Here is a 23709-nt window from a genome sequence, read left to right on the forward strand (position 1 = left end):
CAAAGACACTTAAGCCAGCTGCGCACGTCCTCAACATGACCGGGATGTATGACGATGCCCTTGTGCATAAGCTGTAGGAGTTCCTCACGTGACAGCGCTTCCGGATTAGCTTCATCCAGATCAGCTAACAGGAAGAATTTGGCTGCGGGGTACCTGAGCTTTACCTGTCGCGCAGCCGTTACATACTCTCGTACGCCTTTTCGGCCAGAAAACTACCCACGAAAATAACGTTGACTACACAAGAGGGTGGTGCCGAATACACATATCTCTGTAGATCAAGGCCAATACCACTTAATACATGGACCTTGCGGACCTATGAGCACAGGATGTATTCGACGCCAACAGTTATTAGCTGGTAATCATTACAGCGCGTTTTTTAGCTGCGTATTTCCGATTCAGCGAGGCGCCCAAGGTCTTTTTCGCATTGATCTCACCATGAACCAGCCTTATCTCTGTCGGCCATTCACTCATACCCGTAACGAACTCGATCAACTCGCCCTGATCGGCATGCGCTGAATAGCCACCCACAGTGGTCACGCCTGCATTGATTGCGAAACGCTCCCGATCCAGCTCGACGTAGCCGCCCTGCGGTCCGTACTTCTGAATGGCTGCGCCGGGCGTGCCTTTGACTTGATAGCCGACGAATATGACGTTGTGCCGGCTATCGCCCAGCATCGCCTTGAGATAATTGACGATTCGGCCGCCTGCGCACATGCCGTGGCCGGCAATGACAATCGCTGGGCGTTTGGTACTGGATAGATAATTGACGACCTGCAGATGCTTGTCGTGGCTGTCGATGGTGATCAACTGTCCGAACGCCAGGGGTCTACGCCCTTCGCTCAGTCGCTCCTGAGCTTCGGCATCCCAGTAATCATTGAAGTCCCTGTATATCCTGGTGAAGCTTGCTGCGAGGGGAGAATCCAGAATGACTGGCAATTGCGACCAGCCCGCCGCTGGACCGGCTTCGATGCCTTCAGGATTAGTGGGGAAAGGCGCATCGGCAAGCACTTTACGTCGCAGGATGTCTTCGATTTCGTACAGCAACTCTTGCGTGCGGCCGATGCTGAACGCCGGAATCAATACGGTGCCGTTATCGGCCAAGGCCTGGTCTATAACTGCCTCGAGCCTTTGCTGTCGGCTGGCGCGATCTTCATGCAGGCGATCACCATAGGTGCTTTCCAAGACCAGTATGTCAGCCCGCTCAGGCGACTTGGGACCTGGCAAGAAGGGTGTATGGCTTGAACCCAGGTCGCCGGAAAACACTACACGCTTGTTACGCTTCTCCAGCGGATAATTGATATCGAACTCAACATACGCAGAGCCCAGGATATGCCCTGCTCGCTGCAGGCGAACGCTGCATACCAATTGGTCGGTTTCGACGACCGTGAACCATCGGTCAAACGGTAGTGGGACTATTCGTTTATTGATAGTCGTCAGGTAGTCATCCAGTTCTTCTGCAGAACGACCAAACTGGTGACTGAAGGCATCTTGCAAGACGACTGGCAATAGATGTGCAGAGGGTTCGCTACACAAAATGGGACCAGTGTACCCGGCAGCCAGCAACTCAGGAATGCGACCCACATGGTCGGCATGCACATGGGTTAGTACCAACGCCTTTATGGTGTCTAGAGCAAACTGAATGGAATTAACAGCGGATGGGTCTTTTCCGTCAACAGACTCCAACAAAGCCCCACAATCGATGAGCAGGCTGTAATGTTCATCCATCTGCAACTCATGACATGAGCCAGTAACACTTGCAACGCCGCCATGATGAGTGATTTGGGGATACTGCATGAATGACCTCTTCAATCCTGACTCAGCGGTAGGTCCGATTCCTCGCAGCAAGCCAAAATGCCGTCGTGCAGATACATGCGCTTAGGGACATTTCGAACAAACTTCGATTAGTTCAACCACGCTCGTCCATTAGGGAAGGTCTGAAGTAGGCAGGCGTTTTCAACGGCCCCGTAGCTTGAGGCTCAAAAAATGTCGACTCAATCGAAAATCAGACCTCTTCCTCTATTAATTCCCCTTTTTTCTGCGTATGAGCGCTTTTCAGTGCTCATTGTCCGCATTACAGACGCACCTCTCCTGCATTCAGCAATCGTTTTCGCATCATCCACAGGTTCGACAGAGCAAACAGCGTGGTCTGCTGCGCGGTGTTTTTAACAAGGCCCCGGAAGCGCACTTTCGTATAACCAAACTGGCGTTTGATCACGCGAAACGGATGCTCAACCTTGGCACGCAGTTGAGCTTTCGCGTATTCGATTTTGCGACGCATGCGCCCGATCAGGCTCTTCTTTGCATGCTTTTTATAGCGGCTGGGCCGAGCGGCAATCGACCAGATCATTTGGCGATCTTGATGCTCGGGGCGCTTTTCGACGCCGGTGTAACCGGCATCGCCAGAGACGTAAGTTTCTTCTCCGTGCAGCAACTTATCGACCTGGGTTACGTCCGCGACATTCGCCGCAGTGCCCACTACGCTATGCACCAAACCGGATTCGGCATCGACACCGATGTGCGATTTCATCCCGAAATAGTATTGATTTCCCTTCTTGGTCTGATGCATTTCAGGGTCGCGTTTGCCGTCTTTGTTCTTGGTCGAACTCGGCGCATGAATGATCGTCGCATCGACCACCGTGCCTTGGCGCAGCAACAAACCACGGTCGCCCAAATAACCATTGATCACCTGCAAAATCCCACCGGCCAGCTCATGTTTTTCCAGCAGTCGACGGAAGTTGAGGATCGTGGTTTCGTCTGGAATTCGATCCAGATGCAGCCCGGCAAACTGGCGCAGAATTGTGGTTTCGTAGAGCGATTCTTCCATGGCCGGGTCGCTATAACCGAACCAGTTTTGCATCAGATGAACCCGCAACATCACCATCAACGGATAGGCCGGACGACCACCTTCGCCCTTTGGATAGTGCGGCTCGATCAGCTTGATCAAGCCATTCCATGGCACGACCTGATCCATCTCGTTCAGGAAGCGCTCACGGCGGGTTTGTTTGCGTTTGCCAGCGTATTCGGCGTCAGCGAAGGACATCTGCTTCATCGGGGCTCAACCGTTCAGTGCTTGTGACTGGCGTATTTCACCAGATTTCGAAGTCTTTTTCAGAGTTTCCTTAGAGGGTGTAGACAAAATAAAGTAAACTCCTTACCTATTTCCAGCATAGTGTTAATGCCATGCCTCGAATTGGACGCCCACCCGTAATTACAGCGGAGCATCACCCACTGCTGACCAGGCTTGCTCATGAGCAACCCTATTCCAGTCAGGCCGAATTGGCGCAAGCATTCCATGCCGAAACGGGCATCACCGCTCATCCCGACACGTTCGCCAAGGCGTTGAAACTGGCCGGGATTATTCGTGTTAAGGAGCGGCCCAGGGGCAGCTTCCAGCCTCCCGAGCCTCGTAAGTCTTATGGCTACACCGAGGCACACCGACGTCAGTCGCCAGAGCAACGCTACCCCAGTTGTCTTACCGACGCAGAATGGGCGCTGGTCGCTGATTTGTTTGAAATCTCAGGAGGGCGTGGCGTGCCGCCCCGTCACTCCCGGCGCACACTGCTCGAGGCTTGCTGCTATGTCGTGCGCACGGGTTGCTCGTGGCGAATGCTGCCTCGCGAGTTCCCGCACTGGGACAATGTCTATAAAACCTTCAGACGATGGAGCGCGCAGGGCAAGTTTGAGCAAATGCATGATCGGCTTCGTGCCCAATGGCGAGAGCGGGAGGATCGTGATGAAAAGCCGTCAGCCGCTATTCTGGACTCTCAATCGACCCGTAGCTCTCCTCAAGGCGGCGAAAGCGGCTACGACGCAGGCAAGAAGGTAAAAGGGCGCAAGCGCAGTCTGATCGTCGATACCCTGGGCCTGCTTTTGGCGGTGAGCATCAGTGCAGCCAGCGTGCAGGATCGCGACGCGGCGGACGAGGCAGTGACGTCCTCAATGGGCAAATACCCGTCATTGAATACACTGTTCGTCGACAGCGCCTACGCCGGAAAGTGGGCCCAGCGTATACAGCACACTCATTCGCTTGAGGTTCAGGTCATCCGGGGGCCAAACAATCGACGCACCGGGAAATGGCATTCAGAACAAGGTGACTTGTTCACGGCGGCGCCTGCTCCGACCGGTTTTGTGGTGATGCCCAAGCGGTGGGTGGTGGAGCGGACACATGCCTGGAACGAGAGAGCTAGGCGGCTGATTATGCACCACGACCGGTTGTTTGCTGTGAGCGAGGCCTGGGTGTGGCTAGCCGAGGCCAGGATGCTCGCACGCCGACTCACGACTTGATTTTGTCTACACCCTCTTAGGGAATGAGGTGCATTCTGCTCGCGGACAGATTTATTGCAACTGGGTTGACAACACTGTGTATTGGCCAAGTCAGATATGAAATAAACATCCATCCCCGTAAACAAAGGGGTAATCGTATAAGCCGTATAACAAGTTACAAAGCCGTACAAGCATCAATTATTTTTCTGAGCAAATCAGAAGAAAGATCCTACAAGACTTGATGACATCCATTACAAAGTCAGTCGGTCTTTTCGCAGAAAGATGCTGGTCAAACAAATAATTTTGCCGGGTATGCGGTCAGATCCGGGGATCAAGCACAGCCCGGACACATCCTGGGAGGATTCCGAGATTTCAGAATCCGACGACGCAGACTACAGAGTGCCGCAACAGGACCGCTAGATAGCCGCCACTCTGCGTTTTTTGCGCAGACTCGCTGCCCAAGACAAAACCGGACCGATGAGCATACCGACCAGAAGCGCGAGGACTATGGGCACCGCGAGTGAAAGTTGCGGAGCCGACCACCCTAAAAATGCCAGCGAAACAGGCTGCTGATTTTCCAGGATGAAAATAATCGTGGTCGCGACTACGGCCAAAGCGACGATGCCTAGCAGAGCGCGTACAAGAATCTGCATGTATCTATTCTCCGTTCTGAAGGCCTAGAGCCCTTCTTCTTCGTCTTCATTGACGCGGTCGCGTAGTTCTTTGCCTGGCTTGAAGTGCGGAACAAATTTGCCATCCAGCGTTACCGACTGGCCGGTTTTTGGGTTACGGCCCACACGCGGCGCGCGATAGTGCAAAGAGAAGCTGCCAAAGCCACGTATCTCGATACGGTCGCCGGTGGCCAGGCATTGGGACATTTGTTCAAGCATGGTCTTGATGGCCAGCTCAACATCCTTGGATGAGAGCAGCCCTTGATGGGTGACAATTCGTTCGATCAACTCCGACTTCGTCATATTTTTCCCTTCTTTTTCAAGCAGCTAGATCAGCGCTCCGAAGGTTTTAGCATGACCGGATCGATTTGAACAGCCCAAGTATTGACTTATGTGAGGCTGTTACTGTTGGAAAAACGTCTGTGAGCGATGAATGAACGTGTGCAAGGCTAGAGACCAGGAAGCGCCCCTGAGGCTCTTCAAGGAGAAAACACCAAGGAACGCCAGGTGAACCGGCCTCTGGCGATCAGGCGGCCTGCCGAAGCGTCAGGAGCTCACACTCAAATCGCGCTCATAAAAAAGGGCGACCGAAGTCGCCCTTTTTAATGGTCAATCAGAACTTAGTTCTGTTTTTCCATTTGTGCGCGAAGCAGGTCACCAATAGTGGTAGGACCGGTGCTTTCTGCAGTTTCTGGCTTGCTACGCAGGCTTTGGATCGCTTCTTTCTCGTCTTCAACGTCTTTCGACTTGATGGACAAGCTGATCACGCGGCTCTTGCGGTCAACGCTGATGATCTTGGCTTCGATCTCTTCGCCTTCTTTCAGAACGTTACGCGCGTCTTCAACGCGGTCACGGCTGATTTCGGAGGCTTTGAGGGTAGCTTCGATGTCGTCGGCCAGAGTGATGATGGCGCCTTTGGCGTCAACTTCTTTAACGATACCGCGGACGATTGCGCCTTTGTCATTGACAGTGACGTACTCGGAGAACGGATCGCTTTCCAGCTGTTTGATACCCAGCGAGATACGCTCGCGCTCTGGATCTACAGACAGGATAACGGTGTCGAGCTCGTCGCCCTTCTTGAAACGACGTACGGCTTCTTCGCCCACTTCGTTCCAGGAGATGTCGGACAGGTGAACCAGGCCGTCGATGCCGCCGTCCAGACCAATGAAGATACCGAAATCGGTGATCGACTTGATGGTGCCGGAGATTTTATCGCCCTTGTTGAACTGGCCAGAGAAATCTTCCCATGGGTTAGATTTGCACTGCTTGATGCCGAGGGAGATACGACGACGCTCTTCGTCGATGTCCAGAACCATAACTTCCACTTCGTCGCCGACTTGAACGACTTTCGAAGGGTGGATGTTTTTGTTGGTCCAGTCCATTTCGGAAACGTGTACCAGGCCTTCCACGCCTTCTTCCAGCTCTGCGAAGCAGCCGTAGTCGGTCAGGTTGGTGACACGGGCAGTTACGCGAGTGCCTTCCGGGTAACGAGCTTTGATAGCAACCCATGGGTCTTCGCCCAGTTGCTTCAGGCCCAGGGAAACACGATTGCGTTCGCGATCGTACTTCAGGACTTTTACATCGATCTCATCGCCAACATTGACGATTTCCGATGGATGCTTGATGCGCTTCCAGGCCATGTCGGTGATGTGCAGCAGGCCATCGACGCCACCCAGATCGACGAATGCGCCGTAATCCGTGAGGTTCTTGACGATACCTTTGACTTGTTGGCCTTCCTGCAAGGACTCGAGCAGAGCTTCGCGCTCGGCACTGTTCTCGGCTTCGAGGACGCTGCGACGGGAAACGACAACGTTGTTGCGCTTCTGGTCGAGCTTGATGACCTTGAACTCGAGCTCTTTGCCTTCCAGGTGAGTCGTGTCACGCACAGGGCGGACGTCAACCAAAGAACCTGGCAGGAACGCACGGATGCCGTTAACGTCGACAGTGAAGCCGCCTTTAACCTTACCGTTGATAACGCCCTTGACCACTTCTTCAGCTGCGAAAGCCGCTTCCAGAACGATCCAGCACTCGGCACGCTTGGCTTTTTCGCGGGACAGCTTGGTTTCGCCAAAGCCGTCTTCGACCGCGTCAAGAGCAACGTGAACTTCGTCGCCGATCTTGATGGTCAGCTCGCCAGCGTCGTTGTGGAACTGCTCCAGCGGGATGAGGCCTTCAGATTTGAGACCGGCGTGAACCGTCACCCATCCAGCCTGGTAATCGATATCAACGATGATCGCGGTGATGATCGAACCGGCCTGAAGGTTGAGGGTCTTTAGGCTTTCTTCAAAAAGTTCTGCAAAGCTTTCGCTCATTTTAATTCCTGTTGATCAAGGGCGAAGAATACGCCCATCTGCCACATTCCAGACAACGTGGGTTTCGTTCAAGTAAAAGAAAGCCTGCGGGACTCGACTGGTCTCCCACACGCTTCTTTGTCATCCGGCGATATCGCGAAGCGCGATTTCACTCATGATGCGTTCCAACACCTGCTCGATGGATAATTCCGTGGAATCCAGCTGTATGGCGTCATGCGCCGGCTTGAGCGGCGCTACCGCTCGCTGGGTGTCACGCTCGTCGCGTGCACATATCTCATCTAGCAGACTCGACAGACTAACATCATCGCCTTTGGCCTTCAACTGCAAGTAACGGCGTCGAGCACGTTCCTCGGCGCTGGCGGTCAGAAAAATCTTCAGAGGGGCGTCCGGAAACACCACCGTACCCATGTCGCGACCGTCTGCGACAAGGCCCGGTTCTTCCTGAAAGGCCCGTTGACGCTGCAGCAAGGCATCGCGCACCGCCGGCAAAGAAGCGACCTGCGAAGCGCCGCTGCCAATCTGCTCGTTACGAATCGACTGAGTCACGTCCTCGCCTTCGAGGATGATGCGCTGCCCCTGACCACCAGGCCCGGCTTCGAATTGCACATCGAGGTGCGCGGCCAACAGCTTCAGGGCTTCTTCGTTGGTCAGGTCGACGCCATGGTTGCGGGCGGCAAACGCCAGCAAACGATACAGCGCGCCGGAATCCAACAGGCACCATCCCAGCCGCTTGGCCAATAAACCGGCAACTGTGCCTTTACCTGAACCGCTTGGTCCGTCGATGGTGATAACCGGTGCTTTAATCTTCACAGCTGTCCCTCTTGCACTACACGCATGCCGACTTGAGCGCAAAGCGCGAGAAAATTTGGGAACGACGTAGCGACGTTCGCGCAATCATGAATATGAATCGGGGCCGAAGCCCGCAGTGACGCAACACTGAAGGCCATGGCGATACGATGATCGCCATGGGCATTCACTACGCCGCCACCCATTTGGCTCGAGTCAATGATAATCCCGTCCGGCACAGGTTGAACGCTGACGCCAAGCGCCAGCAGACCATCGGCCATGACCTGGATACGATCCGACTCTTTAACCCGCAACTCCTGTGCGCCGCGCAAGATAGTACGCCCTTCTGCGCAGGCCGCCGCAACGAATAACACCGGAAACTCGTCGATTGCCAGCGGCACCAGCGCCTGAGGTATTTCAATACCTTTAAGCTTCGCCGAGCGCACGCGCAGGTCCGCCACCGGCTCACCGCCCACTTCACGCTGGTTTTCCAGGGTGATGTCCGCCCCCATCAGACGCAGGATCTGGATCACGCCGGTGCGGGTCGGATTAATACCAACGTGTTCCAGCAGCAGATCGGCACCCTCGCAAATCGAGGCCGCGACCATAAAAAACGCTGCCGAGGAGATATCTGCCGGCACTTCGATCCTGGTAGCCGTCAAGCCTCCACCTGATTCAACAGAAACCATTGAACCGTCGACGCTCACCGCATAGCCAAAACCACGCAGCATCCGCTCGGTGTGGTCGCGAGTCGGCGCGGGCTCGATCACGCTGGTCTTGCCCTCGGCATACAGACCCGCCAGCAGCAAGCAGGACTTGACCTGAGCGCTGGCCATCGGCATGTCGTAGGTCAGACCTTTGAGCGACTGCCCGCCACGAATCGTGAGCGGCGGACGACCTTCAGCAGCAGTCTCTATGACAGCACCCATCTGCCGTAAAGGATCGGCAACCCGACTCATGGGACGCCGGGACAACGAGGCGTCTCCGGTCAGCGAACTGTCGAAATCCTGTGCAGCGAGCAAACCGGCGAGCAAACGCATCGATGTCCCGGAATTGCCCAGATACAGCGGACCCGGCGCGGCCTTGAGCCCGTGCAGCCCCACCCCATGAATAACCACGCGACCGTGATGTGGGCCTTCGATTACCACGCCCATGTCACGAAACGCCTGCAACGTCGCCAGCGCATCTTCGCCTTCGAGGAAACCTTCGACCTCCGTGACGCCATCAGCCAGGGAGCCCAGCATGATCGAGCGATGGGAAATCGACTTGTCCCCCGGCACCCGAATACGGCCGCGAACGCTACCGCCCGGGCTGGCGACAAACACCAGGTCCCTGGCGGGCTGTTCGTCGACATAGGCCCGGCGCGCGAGGATCTTGCCGAAATGTTCGCGAGCCACTCGAGCACGGGTGAATACGCCCAGCAATTGATGCCCGTCACCCGCATCGACCGCGTCGCGCAAGGCATCGAGGTCGCTGCGGAACGTATCCAGCGTCCTTAAAACCGCCTCGCGATTGGCGAGGAAGATGTCATGCCACATCACCGGGTCGCTGCCGGCAATACGCGTGAAATCGCGAAAACCACCGGCGGCGTAACGGAAGATATCCAGGTTTTCATTGCGCTTGGCCAACGAATCCACCAGGCCGAAAGCCAGCAAATGCGGCAGATGACTAGTTGCGGCCAGCACTTCATCGTGACGTTCGACCTGCATGTGCTCGACATCGGCGCCCAGCTCGGACCACAACCGATCAACCAGCGCGAGGGCTTGTGGATCAGTTTCGGCCAGCGGCGTCAGAATCACTTTGTGGCGCTTGAATAACTGGGCATTGGACGCTTCCACACCGCTCTGCTCCGAACCCGCAATCGGATGCCCCGGCACGAAGCGCGAAGGCATGCCGCCAAAGGCCTTGGTTGCAGCCCGCACGACGTTACCCTTGGCGCTGCCCACATCGGTCAGCACGGCATCGCCAAGATCGAAAGTGGCCAGCAATGCGAGCATTTTTTCCATGGCCAGAATCGGCACCGCAAGCTGGATGACATCGGCACCGCGACAGGCGACTGCCAGATCTTCTTCACAGCGATCAACAACACCCAGCTCCACCGCCAGCTTGCGCGATTGAGGGTCGAGATCGACACCGACCACTTCGCCGCACAACCCGCTTTCGCGCAAACCCTTGGCGAAGGAGCCGCCGATCAAACCCAGACCCACGACTACCAGGCGGCCGATCATAGGCCGGGCAGATTGCATTGAGATGACATCAATCACGCGCCAGAACCTTGGCCAGCGCTTCAAGGAAACGGGTATTTTCCTGCGGCAGACCGATGCTGACGCGCAAGTGATTGGGCATGCCATAACCGCCAACCGGACGCACGATCACGCCCTCGCGGAGCAAGCCTTGATAAACAGACGCGCTTTCACGACCCAGATCCACGGCGATGAAATTGCCTTTCGATGGAATCCAGTCCAGCCCCAGCAAACGCAGACCGCCTTCCAGCTGCTCCATGCCCACTTCATTCAACTGGCGACTTTTGGTGACGTAATCCACGTCATCCAGCGCGGCGCACGCAGCCGCCAGCGCGAAGCTGTTGACATTAAACGGCTGGCGCACTCGATTGAGTACGTCGGCAACGGCTGGCGAGGACAGGCCATAACCGACCCGCAACGACGCCAGGCCGTAGGCCTTGGAGAAGGTGCGCGAGACCAGCAGGTTCGGAAAATCGGCGAGGTAATTCAGGCCATCAGGCAGTTCGGCGCCCTGGGCGTATTCGATGTAGGCCTCGTCCAACACCACCAGCACATGCCTGGGCACCGCGGCGAGAAACGTGTTCAAGGCATCCGGGCCAAACCAGGTACCGGTCGGGTTGTTCGGATTGGCGATGAAAACCACACGCGTGTTGCTGTCGATGGCCGCCAGCATTGCAGGCAGATCATGGCCCCAGTCTTTAGCCGGCGCGACATGCGCGTCTGCGCCAACGGCCTGGGTCACAATCGGATAGATGGCGAAGGCAAATTCGCTGAACACCGCATTGAGCCCCGGCGCCAGATAAGCCCGGGCGACCAGTTCAAGAATGTCGTTGGAGCCATTGCCCAGCGTGACTTGACTCGCTTGCACCCCGCAGCGCTCGGCAAGACGCTTTTTCAGTTCAAAGCCATTGCCATCGGGATAGCGGGTCAACTCGGCCAGCTCGTCACGAATGGCGGCCAATGCTTTGGGACTGGCACCCAGCGGGTTTTCGTTACTCGCCAGCTTGATGATGTGCGCCGGGGCGATGCCCAGCTCACGCGCCAGTTCGTCCACGGGCTTGCCCGGAACGTAAGGCGAAAGTTTTTGCACGCCTGGCTGGGCCAGGGCGAGGAAGTCGTCAGTCATGTCTGGCCCCTTTAGAGAACTGCTTTCGGGTAGGAACCCAGCACCTTGAGCGCCACGGCTTCCTGACTGATCTGCTCCAGCACGGCCTTGACCAACGGATCGCGATGGTGGCCGACGAAATCGATAAAGAATACGTAGGTCCACTTACCGCTGCGCGAAGGGCGCGTCTCGATGCGGGTCAGGTCGATTCCGTTCTGATGGAACGGCACCAGCAGCTCATGCAGCGCGCCGGGCTTGTTGCTCATCGACACAATGATCGAGGTCTTGTCGTCGCCGGTCGGCGGCACTTCCTGGTTGCCGATGATCAGGAACCGGGTGGAGTTGTCCGGACGGTCTTCGATCTTTTCTGCCAGCCGGGTCAAGCCATACAGACCAGCAGCCATATCGCCGGCAATGGCCGCCGAATTCCACTCGCCCTTGACCCGCTTGGCGGCTTCGGCGTTGCTGGCGACAGCGACGCGCTCGACATTCGGGTAGTGCGCGTCCAGCCACTTGCGGCACTGGGCCAGGGACTGGGCGTGGGAATAGATGCGGCTGATGCTTTCAGTCTTGGTGCTTTCGCCGACCAGCAGATGGTGGTGAATACGCAACTCCACTTCGCCACAGATGACCATGTCGTGTTCGAGAAAGCTGTCCAGCGTATGGTTGACCGCGCCTTCGGTGGAGTTTTCCACCGGAACCACGCCAAAATTCACCGCACCCGCGACGACTTCACGGAACACTTCGTCGATGGCCGCCATTGGCAGGCTGATCACCGCGTTGCCGAAGTGTTTGATCGCAGCGGCCTGGGTAAACGTGCCTTCAGGGCCCAGATAAGCCACTTTCAGCGGTTGTTCCAGGGCCAGACACGACGACATGATTTCGCGAAACAGCCGCGCCATCTCTTCGTTGCTCAACGGACCGCGATTGCGATCCATGACACGCTTGAGCACCTGGGCTTCACGCTCCGGGCGATAGAATACCGGCACTTCGCCTTCGGCCAGAGTCGACATCTTGACCCGTGCGACTTCCTGCGCGCAGCGCGCGCGCTCACTGATCAACTCCAGGACTTTTTCATCCAGGCTGTCGATGCGAACGCGCAGCGCCTTAAGTTCTTGTTCGGACATTAGCCATGTTCCTTCTCGAACTCTGCCATGTAGGCAATCAGCGCATTGACGGCGGTGATGTCCACGGCGTTATAGATGGAGGCACGCATGCCGCCGACCGAGCGGTGGCCCTTGAGGTTGAGCAGCCCGCGAGCGTCGGCACCGACCAGGAACGGCTTGTCCAGACGATCATCGGCAAGCCGGAACGGCACGTTCATCCACGAGCGATCGGACTTGTTGATCGGGTTGCTGTACAGGCCGCTGGCATCGATGAAGTCATACAGCGTGCGCTGCTTGATTTCATTGAGCTTGCCGATGGCCTCGACGCCACCCTGCTCTTTCAGCCATTCGAACACCAGACCGGACAAGTACCAGGCCAGGGTTGGCGGGGTGTTGTACATCGAGCCGTTGTCGGCCGCGACCTTGTAATTGAGCATGGTCGGGCACAGCGAACGCGCGCGACCCAGCAGGTCTTCGCGAATGATCACCACCACCACGCCGCTCGGGCCGATGTTTTTCTGCGCGCCAGCGTAGATCATGCCGAAACGGGAGATATCCACCGGACGCGAAAGGATGTCCGAAGACATGTCGGCAACCAGCGGCACGTCACCGGTTTCCGGAATCCAGTTGAATTCCAGCCCGCCAATGGTTTCATTCGGCGCGTAATGCACGTAGGCCGCGTCTTTGGACAGCTGCCATTCGTTCTGACCGGGAATCGCGAAATAGTCGTAGGGCTTGGCGGTCGCGGCAACATTGACGTGGCCGTAACGCGATGCCTCTTCGATGGCTTTCTGCGACCAGATACCGGTGTCGATATAGTCGGCGGTGCCTTCTTCAGGCAGCAGGTTCAGTGCAATCTGGGCGAACTGCTGACTGGCGCCGCCTTGCAGGAACAATACTTTGTAGTTCGAGGGAATCGTCAGGAGGTCGCGCAGATCCTGCTCGGCCTTGGTGGCAATGGAGACGAATTCATCGCTGCGATGACTCATTTCCATGACGGACAGGCCTTTGCCATGCCAGTCCAGCAATTCCGCCTGGGCACGCAGCAGAACAGCTTCAGGTAGCGCAGCAGGACCTGCGCAGAAGTTAAAGGCTCGCTTGCTCATATCCACTCTCACTACGCGCTGATTTCTCAGGCTTGGGTCATTTGAAGTTGGAAGTGCCGAAGGCTGCGAACGGTTTTGAACCGTTCGCAGCCTTCGGCAACTCCTGCAGGAAACCCTTGGGATCCCTGCTATTTACACATCAGATCAGCTCTGCGGTTCTTCGTCGTCCGGCGCGGCGTCGGCTTGCAGGTCGTCGCCGGCATCGCCTTCTTCTGCGATATCGAGGATTTCGCCTTCAATAGCGTCGCCTTCCAGCTCTTCACCGTCCAGCTCAACGCCTTCGAGTTCTTCGCCTTCGACTTCCGATGGCTCCTGCACGCGCTCCAGACCGACCAGTTTTTCGTCGCTGGCCAGCTTGATCAGCGTGACGCCCTGGGTATTACGGCCCAGGCTGGAAACTTCGTCGACACGGGTACGAACCAGTGTGCCCTGATCGGAAATCAGCATGATTTCCTCGCCGTCGAGCACCTGAACCGCACCGACCAATCGGCCGTTACGTTCGTTGCTGACCATGGCGATAACGCCCTGACCGCCACGCTTGTATTCAGGGAACTCGGAGATCGCGGTGCGCTTGCCGAAACCACGTTCCGAAGCAGTGAGGATCTCGCTGCCTTCTTCCGGGATCAGCATGGAAATCAGCTTCTGCCCTGCTGGCAGACGCATGCCGCGCACACCGCGAGCGGTACGGCCCATGGCGCGAACGTCGGATTCCTTGAAGCGCGTTACCTTGCCGCCGTCGGAGAACAGCATGATTTCCTGCTCGCCATCGGTAATGGCAGCGGAAATCAGGATGTCGCCTTCGTCCAGCTCCAGCGCGATGAGGCCGACGCTACGTTGACGGCTGAAAGCCACCAGCGGAGTTTTCTTGACGGTACCGTTGGCGGTGGACATGAAGATGAACGGCGCCTTCTTCTTGTCTGCGGCCTTGATACGCGCCTTGCGTTCTTCTTCGGTCTCGGTGCCCGCTTCACTCATATCGGCGTCGTCGATTTCGCCTTCGATGACCTCGCCTTCTTCCTCGTCAGCACGCTTGCGCATGGCTTCCAGGTCTACCGGCAGCATGGTGGTGATGTATTCACCTTCGCTGAGCGGCAGCAGGTTGACCAGCGGACGTCCGCGCGCAGCACGGGAGGCTTCAGGGATTTCGTATGTCTTGAGCCAGTACACCTTGCCCTTGCTGGAGAACATCAGCAGTGTGGTGTGACTGTTGGCAACCAGCAGGTGAGCAATGTAGTCCTCATCCTTGACGCCGGTAGCCGATTTACCTTTACCGCCGCGACGCTGCGCCTGATAGACCGCCAATGGCTGGGTCTTGGCATAACCGCCGTGGGAAATGGTGACGACACGCTCTTCTTCGGTGATCAAGTCACCCAGCGTCAGATCCAGGCGCGCATCGAGAATTTCGGTGCGGCGCACGTCGCCGTATTCGGCGCGGATCAGCTCCAGCTCTTCGCGGATGACTTCCATCAGACGCGTGGCGCTGTTGAGGATGCGCAGCAGTTCGCCGATCTGGGCCAGGATTTCCTGATACTCAGTCAGCAGTTTTTCGTGTTCCAGACCGGTCAGACGGTGCAGACGCAGCTCAAGGATCGCCTGAGCCTGTTCCGGCGACAGGAAATACTTGCCGTCACGCAGGCCGTATTGCGGATCAAGGTTGTCCGGGCGGCATGAATCGGCACCGGCACGCTCGACCATTTCCACTACGGCGCTGGATTCCCAGGCGGTGGAAATCAGCCCGATCTTGGCTTCAGCCGGCGTCGGCGAGGCCTTGATCAGGGCAATAACCGGATCGATGTTCGACAGGGCAACCGCCTGGCCTTCGAGCAAATGCCCACGTTCACGGGCTTTGCGCAGCTCAAACACGGTACGACGGGTGACGACTTCGCGGCGGTGACGGACGAAGGCTTCGAGCAGATCCTTGAGGTTCAGGATTCGCGGGCGACCGTCGATCAACGCAACAATGTTGATGCCGAACACCGCTTGCAGCTGGGTCTGGGCATAGAGGTTGTTGAGGATAACCTCAGGCACTTCGCCACGACGCAGCTCGATCACGACGCGCATACCGTCTTTGTCGGACTCGTCACGCAGCTCGGTGATGCCTTCGAGTTTCTTCTCTTTAACCAGCTCGGCGATCTTCTCGATCAGGCGGGCCTTGTTCAGCTGGTACGGCAGCTCGGTGATGACGATCTGCTGGCGGCCACCGACCTTGTCGATGTCCTCCACCATCGAGCGGGCGCGCATATAAATGCGGCCACGACCGGTGCGATAGGCTTCGACGATACCGGCGCGACCGTTGATGATCGCGGCTGTCGGGAAGTCGGGGCCCGGAATGTATTGCATCAACTCGTCAATCGACAACTCGGGGTTGTCGATGAGCGCCAGGCAACCGTCGATGACTTCGCCGAGGTTGTGCGGCGGAATGTTGGTCGCCATGCCCACGGCAATACCGCTGGAACCGTTGACCAGCAGGTTGGGAATACGGGTTGGCATGACCGCGGGGATCATTTCCGTGCCGTCGTAGTTCGGCACCCAGTCCACGGTTTCTTTATGCAGGTCAGCCAGCAGCTCGTGCGCCAGCTTGGTCATGCGCACTTCGGTGTATCGCATGGCGGCGGCGTTGTCGCCGTCCACCGAACCGAAGTTGCCCTGACCGTCTACCAGCAGGTAGCGCAGCGAGAACGGCTGCGCCATACGAACGATGGTGTCATAGACAGCGGTGTCGCCGTGCGGGTGGTACTTACCGATAACGTCACCGACCACACGGGCGGATTTCTTGTACGGCTTGTTCCAGTCGTTACCCAGCTCGCTCATCGCGAACAGCACACGCCGGTGCACGGGCTTCAAGCCATCGCGCGCATCCGGCAATGCCCGACCCACAATTACGCTCATTGCGTAGTCGAGGTAGGACTGCTTCAGCTCGTCTTCGATATTGACCGGGAGGATTTCTTTGGCCAGTTCGCCCATGAGAAGCCTGATTCCTTTTTCTGGTGAAACTTCGTCACATCCATGCGGGACGAACGAAGCTCGCCGCTGCTGGCATTTGCCTGGCAACGACTTACGACAAATCAACGAGTTAAGCTCTGGATCTGCGCAGTAAGGGCGGCTACGGATAGCACCCTTGGAAACCGCCGGATGTTACCACAAACGCCGCCACGCACCTATCCTTTGGAAGCCCTGAAAATGAGCCATGGCCCTGTAAGACGCCTGAGAATCGCTTACAGGACCGCATAGCCCCCTCAGGACAAACGACTGATGGCGCAACAAAGCACTCAATGCAGGCGTTTGCGGCACATCAATTGAGTCATTTTCGCGGCATCCGGACGTTCGACGATGCCCTTTTCAGTCACGATCGCGTCAATCAGGTCAGCGGGGGTCACATCAAAAACGGGATTGAACGCATCAACATCCGCGCCAACCCGCTGCCCACCTATTTCCAGCAGTTCGCGACCCTCGCGCTCTTCGATGACGATGTCTTCGCCGCTGGCGGTGTCCATGTCGATGGTCGAACTCGGCGCAACGACCATGAAGCGCACGCCGTGATGCATGGCGGCCACGGCCAGTTGGTACGTGCCGATCTTGTTCGCCACGTCACCATTGGCAGTAATCCGGTCCGCGCCGACAATCACCCAGGTGATGCCTTTGGTGCGCATCAGGTGTGCGGCGGCGGAATCGGCGTTGAGGGTCACGGGAATGCCTTCGTTGGCCAGCTCCCAGGCGGTGAGTCGCGAACCTTGCAGCCATGGCCGGGTTTCATCGGCGTAGACACGCTCAATCATGCCTTCCAGGTACGCCGCACGAATCACGCCCAGAGCGGTACCGAAACCACCCGTGGCCAGTGCGCCGGTATTGCAGTGAGTCAGGACGGTTTGCAGATTGCCTTGATGCTTGCGAATCAGATCGGCGCCCAGTTGCGCCATGGTCAGGTTGGCTTCCCGATCACTCAGGTGAATCGCCACCGCCTCGGCTTCCAGCGCCTGCAGTGCGTCATTGCTGTCTTTGACGCGCTGCAGGCGATCACGCATGCGATTCAGCGCCCAGAACAGATTGACTGCCGTAGGTCGCGAATCCGCCAGCACCTGAAAATCTTCCTCCAGCGCAGCCACCCAATCGCCGCCTGCCGCAATCCGCGCACGCGCGCCCAATACGACGCCATAGGCGGCGCTGATACCGATTGCCGGCGCGCCACGTACCACCATCGAGCGAATCGCCTCGGCGACGCCCGCGGCACTGGTATAGGCCAGCCAGATTTCCTGGAACGGCAGAACCCGCTGATCCAGCAGATGAAGAGCGTCATCCCGCCAATCGATGGCTTTCACCTTCTCCGCAGCCATAAGTCGATCGCGCATTGCACACCCCATACTAAAAACCAATGCCGGACACCAAAAGCCGCCGATTATAGCGAGCCGCCCGCGAAGACGCTCGGGTATACTTCGCCGTCCCTGTAATAAGCTCTGGAAACCCAGTCATGCTCAACCCCTCAGCGCCCCTCGATCTCCTGCTCCTGCCCACCTGGCTGGTGCCGGTCGAACCTGCTGGCGTGGTGCTCAAGGAGCACGGCCTGGGTATTCGCGATGGCTGTATCGTTTATATCGGTCCCCGCGCCGAAGCGATGAAGCAAACGACGCTGGAAACCCTGGAATTGCCGGGCATGTTGCTCAGCCCCGGCTTGATCAACGCCCACGGCCACGCGGCGATGACGCTGTTTCGTGGCCTGGCCGACGACTTGCCTTTGATGACCTGGCTGGAAGAACACATCTGGCCCGCCGAAGGCAAATGGGTCAACGAAGACTTTGTTCGCGACGGCACCGATCTGGCGATTGCCGAGCAGATAAAAGGTGGCATCACCTGTTTCTCGGACATGTACTTCTTCCCGAAAGTTGCCGCCGATCGCGTGCATATCAGCGGCATGCGCGCGCAAATCACCGTACCGGTGCTGGATTTCCCGATTCCTGGCGCCCGCACCACCGACGAAGCACTGCACACCGGCGTCGAGCTGTTCAACGACCTGATCCATCACCCGCGCATAACAGTCGCATTCGGCCCCCACGCGCCGTACACCATCGGCGATGACAACCTGGAGAAGATCCGGGTCATCGCCGATGAACTCGACGCGATGATTCAGATGCATGTTCACGAAACGGCCTTTGAAGTCGGGCAAGCTGTTGAGCTGACCGGCGAGCGGCCGCTGGCCCGCCTGAACCGCCTGGGCATGCTCGGGCCGCGCTTTCAGGCTGTGCACATGACCCAAATCAGCGATGAGGACATGGCTTTGCTAGTAGAAAGCAACTCCAGCGTCATTCATTGCCCTGAGTCGAACCTGAAACTGGCCAGCGGTTTCTGCCCGGTCGAACGTCTGTGGCAGGCTGGCGTCAATGTAGCTGTGGGCACCGATGGCGCGGCGAGCAACAACGATCTGGATTTGCTGGGCGAAACCCGCACCGCAGCGCTGTTGGCGAAAGCGGTCGCTGGCTCTGCCACGGCGCTGGACGCCCATCGCGCCTTGCGCATGGCCACGCTGAATGGCGCGCGCGCGTTGGGTATTGCGCAGGTCACCGGCTCGCTGGAGATCGGCAAGGCGGCAGATATCGTCGCCTTCGATCTGAGCGGCCTGGCCCAGCAGCCGATTTACGATCCGGTCTCGCAGCTTATATACGCCACCGGCCGTGATTGCGTCAGTCATGTCTGGGTGGCCGGCCAGCAGTTGCTGGAAAACCGCCGCTTGACGCGCATGGATGAACAGGCGCTGTGCGAAACCGCCAAAGCCTGGGGCCAGCGCATTTCAGGCCACACCGGCCACACCGAATAAAGCCGAGCTGGCGACACAACTGCCAGCCGGCGACACGATTTTTCAAGTTTAAGAGGACTTCCCATGAGCAACGTCGACCACGCTGAAATCGCCAAATTCGAAGCCTTGGCCCATCGCTGGTGGGATCGCAACAGCGAATTCAAGCCGCTGCACGATATCAATCCACTGCGCGTGAACTGGATCGACGAGCGCGTCAATCTGGCCGGCAAGAAGGTGCTCGACGTCGGCTGTGGCGGCGGCATTCTCAGTGAAGCCATGGCCCTGCGCGGCGCGACGGTTACCGGTATCGACATGGGCGAAGCGCCGCTGGCGGTGGCTCGACTGCACCAGCTGGAGTCCGGCGTCAGCGTCGAATATCGGCAGATCACCGCCGAAGACCTGGCCGAGGAGCTGCCGGAGCAGTTCGACGTGGTGACCTGCCTGGAAATGCTGGAACACGTGCCTGATCCCTCCTCGGTGATCCGCGCCTGTTTCCGCATGGTCAAACCCGGCGGCCAGGTGTTCTTCTCGACCATCAACCGCAATCCCAAGGCGTATCTGTTCGCCATTGTCGGCGCTGAATACATCATGGGCCTGCTGCCGCGCGGCACTCACGATTTCAAGAAATTCATTCGCCCTTCCGAACTGGGTGCGTGGAGCCGTGCTGCCGGCCTGCAGGTCAAGGACATCATCGGCCTGACTTACAACCCGCTGACCAAGCATTACAAGCTGGCGTCGGATGTCGACGTCAACTACATGATTCAGACCCTGCGGGAGGCGTAAGCCATGCGTTTGAGAGCGGTTCTATTCGACATGGACGGCACCCTGCTCGACACCGCTCCGGACTTCATCGCCATCTGTCAGGCGATGTTGGCGGAACGCGGCCTGCCGGCGGTAGACGACAAGCTGATTCGTGACGAGGTTTCCGGCGGCGCCAAGGCGATGGTCGCCGCGACGTTCGCCCTGTCGCCCAACGCCGAAGAGTTCGAGGCGCTGCGCCTGGAGTTCCTTGAACGCTATCAGCGCGACTGCGCGGTCCACAGCAAACTGTTCGATGGCATGGCCGAGCTGTTGGCGGACATCGAGAAAGCCAATCTGATCTGGGGCGTTGTCACCAACAAACCGGTGCGTTTCGCCCAGCCGATCATGGAACAGCTTGGGCTGGCGGAACGCTCGGCACTGCTGATCTGCCCGGATCACGTCACCCACAGCAAACCCCATCCGGAACCGCTGATCCTGGCCTGCAAGATGCTCGACCTGGACCCGGCCAGCGTGCTGTTTGTCGGTGACGACCTGCGTGACATCGAATCCGGTCGCGATGCGGGTACCAAAACCGCCGCCGTGCGCTACGGCTATATCCATCCGCATGACAATCCCGATCATTGGGGTGCGGATGTAGTGGTCGATCATCCGCTGGACCTGCGCAAGGTGCTGGATAACGCGTTGTGCGGGTGCTGAGGCTCATTTGAATGCAAGATCCGTTGGAGCGAGGCTTGCCCGCGAATCGGCCGTAGGAGCGACTTAGTCGCGAAGGCGTCATTTGCCCTCCCGGCTAAAGCCGGTCCTACAGCGAGCCTTGCGTCAACGGAGTAATTTCGTCGCGTACGAATTAAAGAGGTAACCCATGTTCGATTACTCCCCTCGTCCTGACCTGCTGACCGGTCGGATAATTCTTATTACCGGTGCCGGTCGCGGCATTGGTGCAGCTGCTGCCAAAACCTACGCGGCCCACGGCGCGACCGTGCTGCTGCTGGGCAAGACCGAAGCCAATCTGACTCAGGTCTATGACGAGATCGAAGCGGCTGGCCATCCCCAACCGGTGGTAATCCCGTTCAACCTGGAAACTGCCCAGCCTCATCAATACGATGAACTGGCAGCGATGATCGAAACTGAATTCGGTCACCTGGACGGCCTGCTGCACAATGCGTCGATCATCGGCCCGCGCACGCCGCTGGAGCAGCTGTCCGGCGAGAACTTCATGCGTGTCATGCAGATCAACGTCAACGCGATGTTCATGCTGACCAGCACGCTGTTGCCACTGCTTAAACTGTCCACGGATGCGTCGGTGGTGTTCACCTCCAGCAGCGTCGGACGCAAGGGTCGTGCTTACTGGGGCGCTTATGGCGTGTCCAAGTTCGCCACTGAAGGCCTGATGCAAACCCTCGCCGACGAACTCGACACCGTCGCGGCGGTGCGCTCCAACAGCATCAACCCCGGCGGAACCCGCACCAGCATGCGCGCCCATGCCTATCCCGCCGAAAACCCGCTGAATAACCCGACGCCCGAAGAAATCATGCCGGTCTATCTGTACCTGATGGGTCCCGACAGCACAGGGGTAAACGGCCAGGCTTACAACGCCCAATAAACCGTTTGATCAACAATGATTACAGGCATTTGCCCGGGCACACATTACCCCGGCAAGTGCCAGTCAAATATCTGGCTCACTCTTACTGTCATTTAACTGTCGCCTGACGACCAGCCTTTGGCAATTCGGTTCAATATCTATCTGAACTCAAAGTCATATATATAAATGAACTTGATTGCATAAGTTTCGCTCTAACCGAGCCAAGCCAGCAATATGTGCTGAGGAGTGAGACCATGATTTCTCCTACCCAGACCAACAATACCAACGCTATTGATTTCGACGCCGCCAAATTGCAACGACTGGGTTTTTGTAATAGGCAAAGTCAACACATCGTACCGCCGCCTGTCGACTTGCCCCAGTTGATACATCAACTCGGCCTGCATTTACAGACCAGTCTGGAAGTGGAACGGGTCCTCTCGATTTTTTTTCAAGGCGTGCAGCGCTGGATGTCCCTCAGTGCACTGACCTATGACCACCGTGACAGCGATTTGCATCTGCAGCTCGGCGAACGCTCGCATCACAGCGCGAACTACAGCCTGAGTAACGAAGGCGAATACCTGGGAACCCTGCTGTTCCAGCGTAACCAACGGTTTACCGAGCAAGAGCTCGCAGACCTTGAGTCGCTGCTGGCCTGCCTGCTGTTCCCGATGCGTAATGCGCTGCTGTACCGCTCTGCCACGCAGAGCGCCCTGCGCGATCCGTTGACCGGTGCGGGTAACCGGATTGCGATGGACCAGACCCTGTCTCGGGAAATCGAAGTCGCCCGTCGCCACAAGCAGCCGTTGTCGTTGCTGATGCTGGACATCGACCACTTCAAGCAGGTCAACGATACTTACGGGCATTCCTCGGGTGATGAAGTACTCAAGGCTATTTCACTGGCGATCAAAGGGCAGCTGCGCAATATCGACCGGGTCTTCCGCTACGGCGGTGAAGAGTTCCTGATTGTGCTGTCGAACACCGGCCGCGAATCCGCGGCAATGATCGGTGAACGCCTGCGTCAGGCTTCGCACGACTTGATCTACCCGATTCTGGACCATCCGCTGGAGCTGACCGTCAGCCTCGGATGTTCGACACTGCTGCCGGCAGAGTCTGCCGACAGCCTGTTGCGTCGTGCCGATGCCGCGCTCTATGTCGCAAAGCGCGAAGGCCGTAATCGGCTGGCCATGGCAAGTTAATCCTCAGCTTTCAAGCTCGGCCGCCCGCGTACGCTGCGCCGCCTTGTCCAGTTGCATGCAGTGCTCCAGAAACAAGAACATATAGTCATAACTCTTGATGACTGCCTGCCGCAACTCAGCCTGCAAGTGCTGACTCGGGTTGTTACCCGCCAGGGTGCAGATGATCTCCAGCGCCTCCCATGGATGCGAATCGTCGTATTGCGCGTGCATCTTCAGCCACTTCATGGCGCGCTTTCTTGACTCTTGCGGAAACGACTCCGCGTACTCGCCGCTGGAACACACCACTGCCGACCATTCCCCCGTAGCGCCCTCGATGGCGTAGTTCGTCGCCGCGATTGCCACGATAAGCGAATCGGCCGAGCTGGTATGCCAACACCAATGACTTAACGCATGTAAGTGCGGCGATACCCGCTGCGCCTTCAGGTCATCCAGAGAAACGCCGTGAGCCTCACTCCAGTTGATCCAGTAATCGGCGTGATTGAGTTCCACCCGAATATTGCGCATCAGCCAGCGCCGCGCCATATCTTCACCGGGATGGCGGGCGAAACGGGTCTTGGCTAGATTGTTAGCCATATATACCGCGAACTGTTCAACTACCGGCCATCCGCCAATCAAATACTGACGCATGATCTTCGGACTAAGTTGGCCGTCACGCATACGTCGATACAGCTCATGTTCGACGACCTTCGATTTGGCACTGCTGCATTCCTGGATTAGCTGCTGTGCCCAAACTGGATAACTACTGGCTTCCATAAGCGGACCGTTTCTGCTGAAAGCGTCGATCACTGGGTG

Annotated in this window: 19 protein-coding genes; 6 read left to right on the plus strand and 13 right to left on the minus strand. The window is 57.6% G+C overall.

From position 1 onward, the window contains the following. Positions 1 to 348: 348 nt before the first annotated feature. Positions 349 to 1794, minus strand: coding sequence for an MBL fold metallo-hydrolase (locus tag AABC73_RS21430; RefSeq protein ID WP_341520858.1), 1446 nt, complete (start codon positions 1792 to 1794; stop codon positions 349 to 351). Between the two features lie 277 nt (positions 1795 to 2071). Continuing rightward, on the minus strand, positions 2072 to 3049 hold the full coding sequence (locus AABC73_RS21435; protein WP_341520859.1) for an IS5 family transposase: 978 nt from the start codon (positions 3047 to 3049) through the stop codon (positions 2072 to 2074). Between the two features lie 131 nt (positions 3050 to 3180). Here AABC73_RS21435 and AABC73_RS21440 point away from each other — a divergent pair, with 131 nt between their 5' ends. After that, on the plus strand, positions 3181 to 4284 hold the full coding sequence (locus AABC73_RS21440; protein WP_341520860.1) for an IS5 family transposase: 1104 nt from the start codon (positions 3181 to 3183) through the stop codon (positions 4282 to 4284). 395 nt (positions 4285 to 4679) lie between these two features. On the opposite strand, the gene AABC73_RS21445 is transcribed toward AABC73_RS21440, so the two are convergent. From AABC73_RS21445 to mtnA, 10 genes are all read right to left on the minus strand, one after another. Beyond that, the gene (locus tag AABC73_RS21445; protein ID WP_341520861.1) at positions 4680 to 4916 is read right to left on the minus strand and encodes a LapA family protein; all 237 of its coding nucleotides are present in this window, start codon (positions 4914 to 4916) and stop codon (positions 4680 to 4682) included. 24 nt (positions 4917 to 4940) lie between these two features. Next, a complete protein-coding gene (ihfB, locus tag AABC73_RS21450) occupies positions 4941 to 5237 on the minus strand; it encodes an integration host factor subunit beta (RefSeq protein WP_020289192.1) in 297 nt (98 codons plus the stop codon). Between the two features lie 317 nt (positions 5238 to 5554). Then, positions 5555 to 7246 carry a 30S ribosomal protein S1 gene (gene rpsA / locus AABC73_RS21455; protein ID WP_020289191.1) on the minus strand — a complete coding sequence of 564 codons (1692 nt, stop codon included), beginning with the start codon at positions 7244 to 7246 and terminating at the stop codon, positions 5555 to 5557. A 120-nt stretch (positions 7247 to 7366) separates the two neighbouring features. After that, a complete protein-coding gene (gene cmk, locus AABC73_RS21460) occupies positions 7367 to 8056 on the minus strand; it encodes a (d)CMP kinase (protein WP_065832011.1) in 690 nt (229 codons plus the stop codon). After that, the gene (locus AABC73_RS21465) at positions 8053 to 10260 is read right to left on the minus strand and encodes a bifunctional prephenate dehydrogenase/3-phosphoshikimate 1-carboxyvinyltransferase (protein ID WP_341524300.1); all 2208 of its coding nucleotides are present in this window, start codon (positions 10258 to 10260) and stop codon (positions 8053 to 8055) included. Before AABC73_RS21465 ends, cmk begins: the two co-directional genes overlap by 4 nt. 28 nt (positions 10261 to 10288) lie before the next feature. Beyond that, the gene (gene hisC / locus AABC73_RS21470) at positions 10289 to 11401 is read right to left on the minus strand and encodes a histidinol-phosphate transaminase (protein ID WP_341520862.1); all 1113 of its coding nucleotides are present in this window, start codon (positions 11399 to 11401) and stop codon (positions 10289 to 10291) included. 11 nt (positions 11402 to 11412) lie between these two features. Then, complete coding sequence (pheA, locus tag AABC73_RS21475; protein ID WP_047572351.1) at positions 11413 to 12507, minus strand: prephenate dehydratase; 1095 nt, start codon at positions 12505 to 12507, stop codon at positions 11413 to 11415. Further along, on the minus strand, positions 12507 to 13592 hold the full coding sequence (gene serC / locus AABC73_RS21480) for a 3-phosphoserine/phosphohydroxythreonine transaminase (RefSeq protein ID WP_341520863.1): 1086 nt from the start codon (positions 13590 to 13592) through the stop codon (positions 12507 to 12509). Before serC ends, pheA begins: the two co-directional genes overlap by 1 nt. A gap of 144 nt (positions 13593 to 13736) precedes the next feature. Then, positions 13737 to 16556, minus strand: a complete 2820-nt coding sequence (gene gyrA, locus AABC73_RS21485) for a DNA gyrase subunit A (protein ID WP_341520864.1) — start codon at positions 16554 to 16556, stop codon at positions 13737 to 13739. A 305-nt stretch (positions 16557 to 16861) separates the two neighbouring features. Next, positions 16862 to 17938: an S-methyl-5-thioribose-1-phosphate isomerase gene (mtnA, locus tag AABC73_RS21490; protein WP_341520865.1), complete on the minus strand. Its 1077-nt coding sequence runs from the start codon at positions 17936 to 17938 to the stop codon at positions 16862 to 16864. 119 nt (positions 17939 to 18057) lie between these two features. Here mtnA and AABC73_RS21495 point away from each other — a divergent pair, with 119 nt between their 5' ends. From AABC73_RS21495 to AABC73_RS21515, 5 genes are all read left to right on the plus strand, one after another. Next, positions 18058 to 19398, plus strand: coding sequence for a TRZ/ATZ family hydrolase (locus tag AABC73_RS21495; protein ID WP_341520866.1), 1341 nt, complete (start codon positions 18058 to 18060; stop codon positions 19396 to 19398). A gap of 63 nt (positions 19399 to 19461) precedes the next feature. Further along, entirely contained in the window at positions 19462 to 20160 is a 699-nt protein-coding gene (ubiG, locus tag AABC73_RS21500) for a bifunctional 2-polyprenyl-6-hydroxyphenol methylase/3-demethylubiquinol 3-O-methyltransferase UbiG (protein WP_065832019.1), read from the plus strand. A 3-nt stretch (positions 20161 to 20163) separates the two neighbouring features. Next, positions 20164 to 20835 (plus strand): N-acetylmuramic acid 6-phosphate phosphatase MupP, encoded by a 672-nt coding sequence (gene mupP, locus AABC73_RS21505; protein WP_331150233.1) that lies wholly within the window; start codon positions 20164 to 20166, stop codon positions 20833 to 20835. A 166-nt stretch (positions 20836 to 21001) separates the two neighbouring features. Continuing rightward, the gene (locus AABC73_RS21510; RefSeq protein WP_341520867.1) at positions 21002 to 21742 is read left to right on the plus strand and encodes a YciK family oxidoreductase; all 741 of its coding nucleotides are present in this window, start codon (positions 21002 to 21004) and stop codon (positions 21740 to 21742) included. A gap of 233 nt (positions 21743 to 21975) precedes the next feature. Then, positions 21976 to 22917, plus strand: a complete 942-nt coding sequence (locus tag AABC73_RS21515; RefSeq protein ID WP_341520868.1) for a GGDEF domain-containing protein — start codon at positions 21976 to 21978, stop codon at positions 22915 to 22917. Between the two features lie 3 nt (positions 22918 to 22920). Here the strand turns inward: AABC73_RS21515 and AABC73_RS21520 are convergent, their stop codons facing one another. Then, positions 22921 to 23703, minus strand: coding sequence for an iron-containing redox enzyme family protein (locus tag AABC73_RS21520; protein ID WP_341520869.1), 783 nt, complete (start codon positions 23701 to 23703; stop codon positions 22921 to 22923). Positions 23704 to 23709: the final 6 nt, after the last annotated feature.

It is taken from the genome of Pseudomonas sp. G.S.17 (genome assembly GCF_038096165.1).
Taxonomy (GTDB): Bacteria; Pseudomonadota; Gammaproteobacteria; order Pseudomonadales; family Pseudomonadaceae; genus Aquipseudomonas.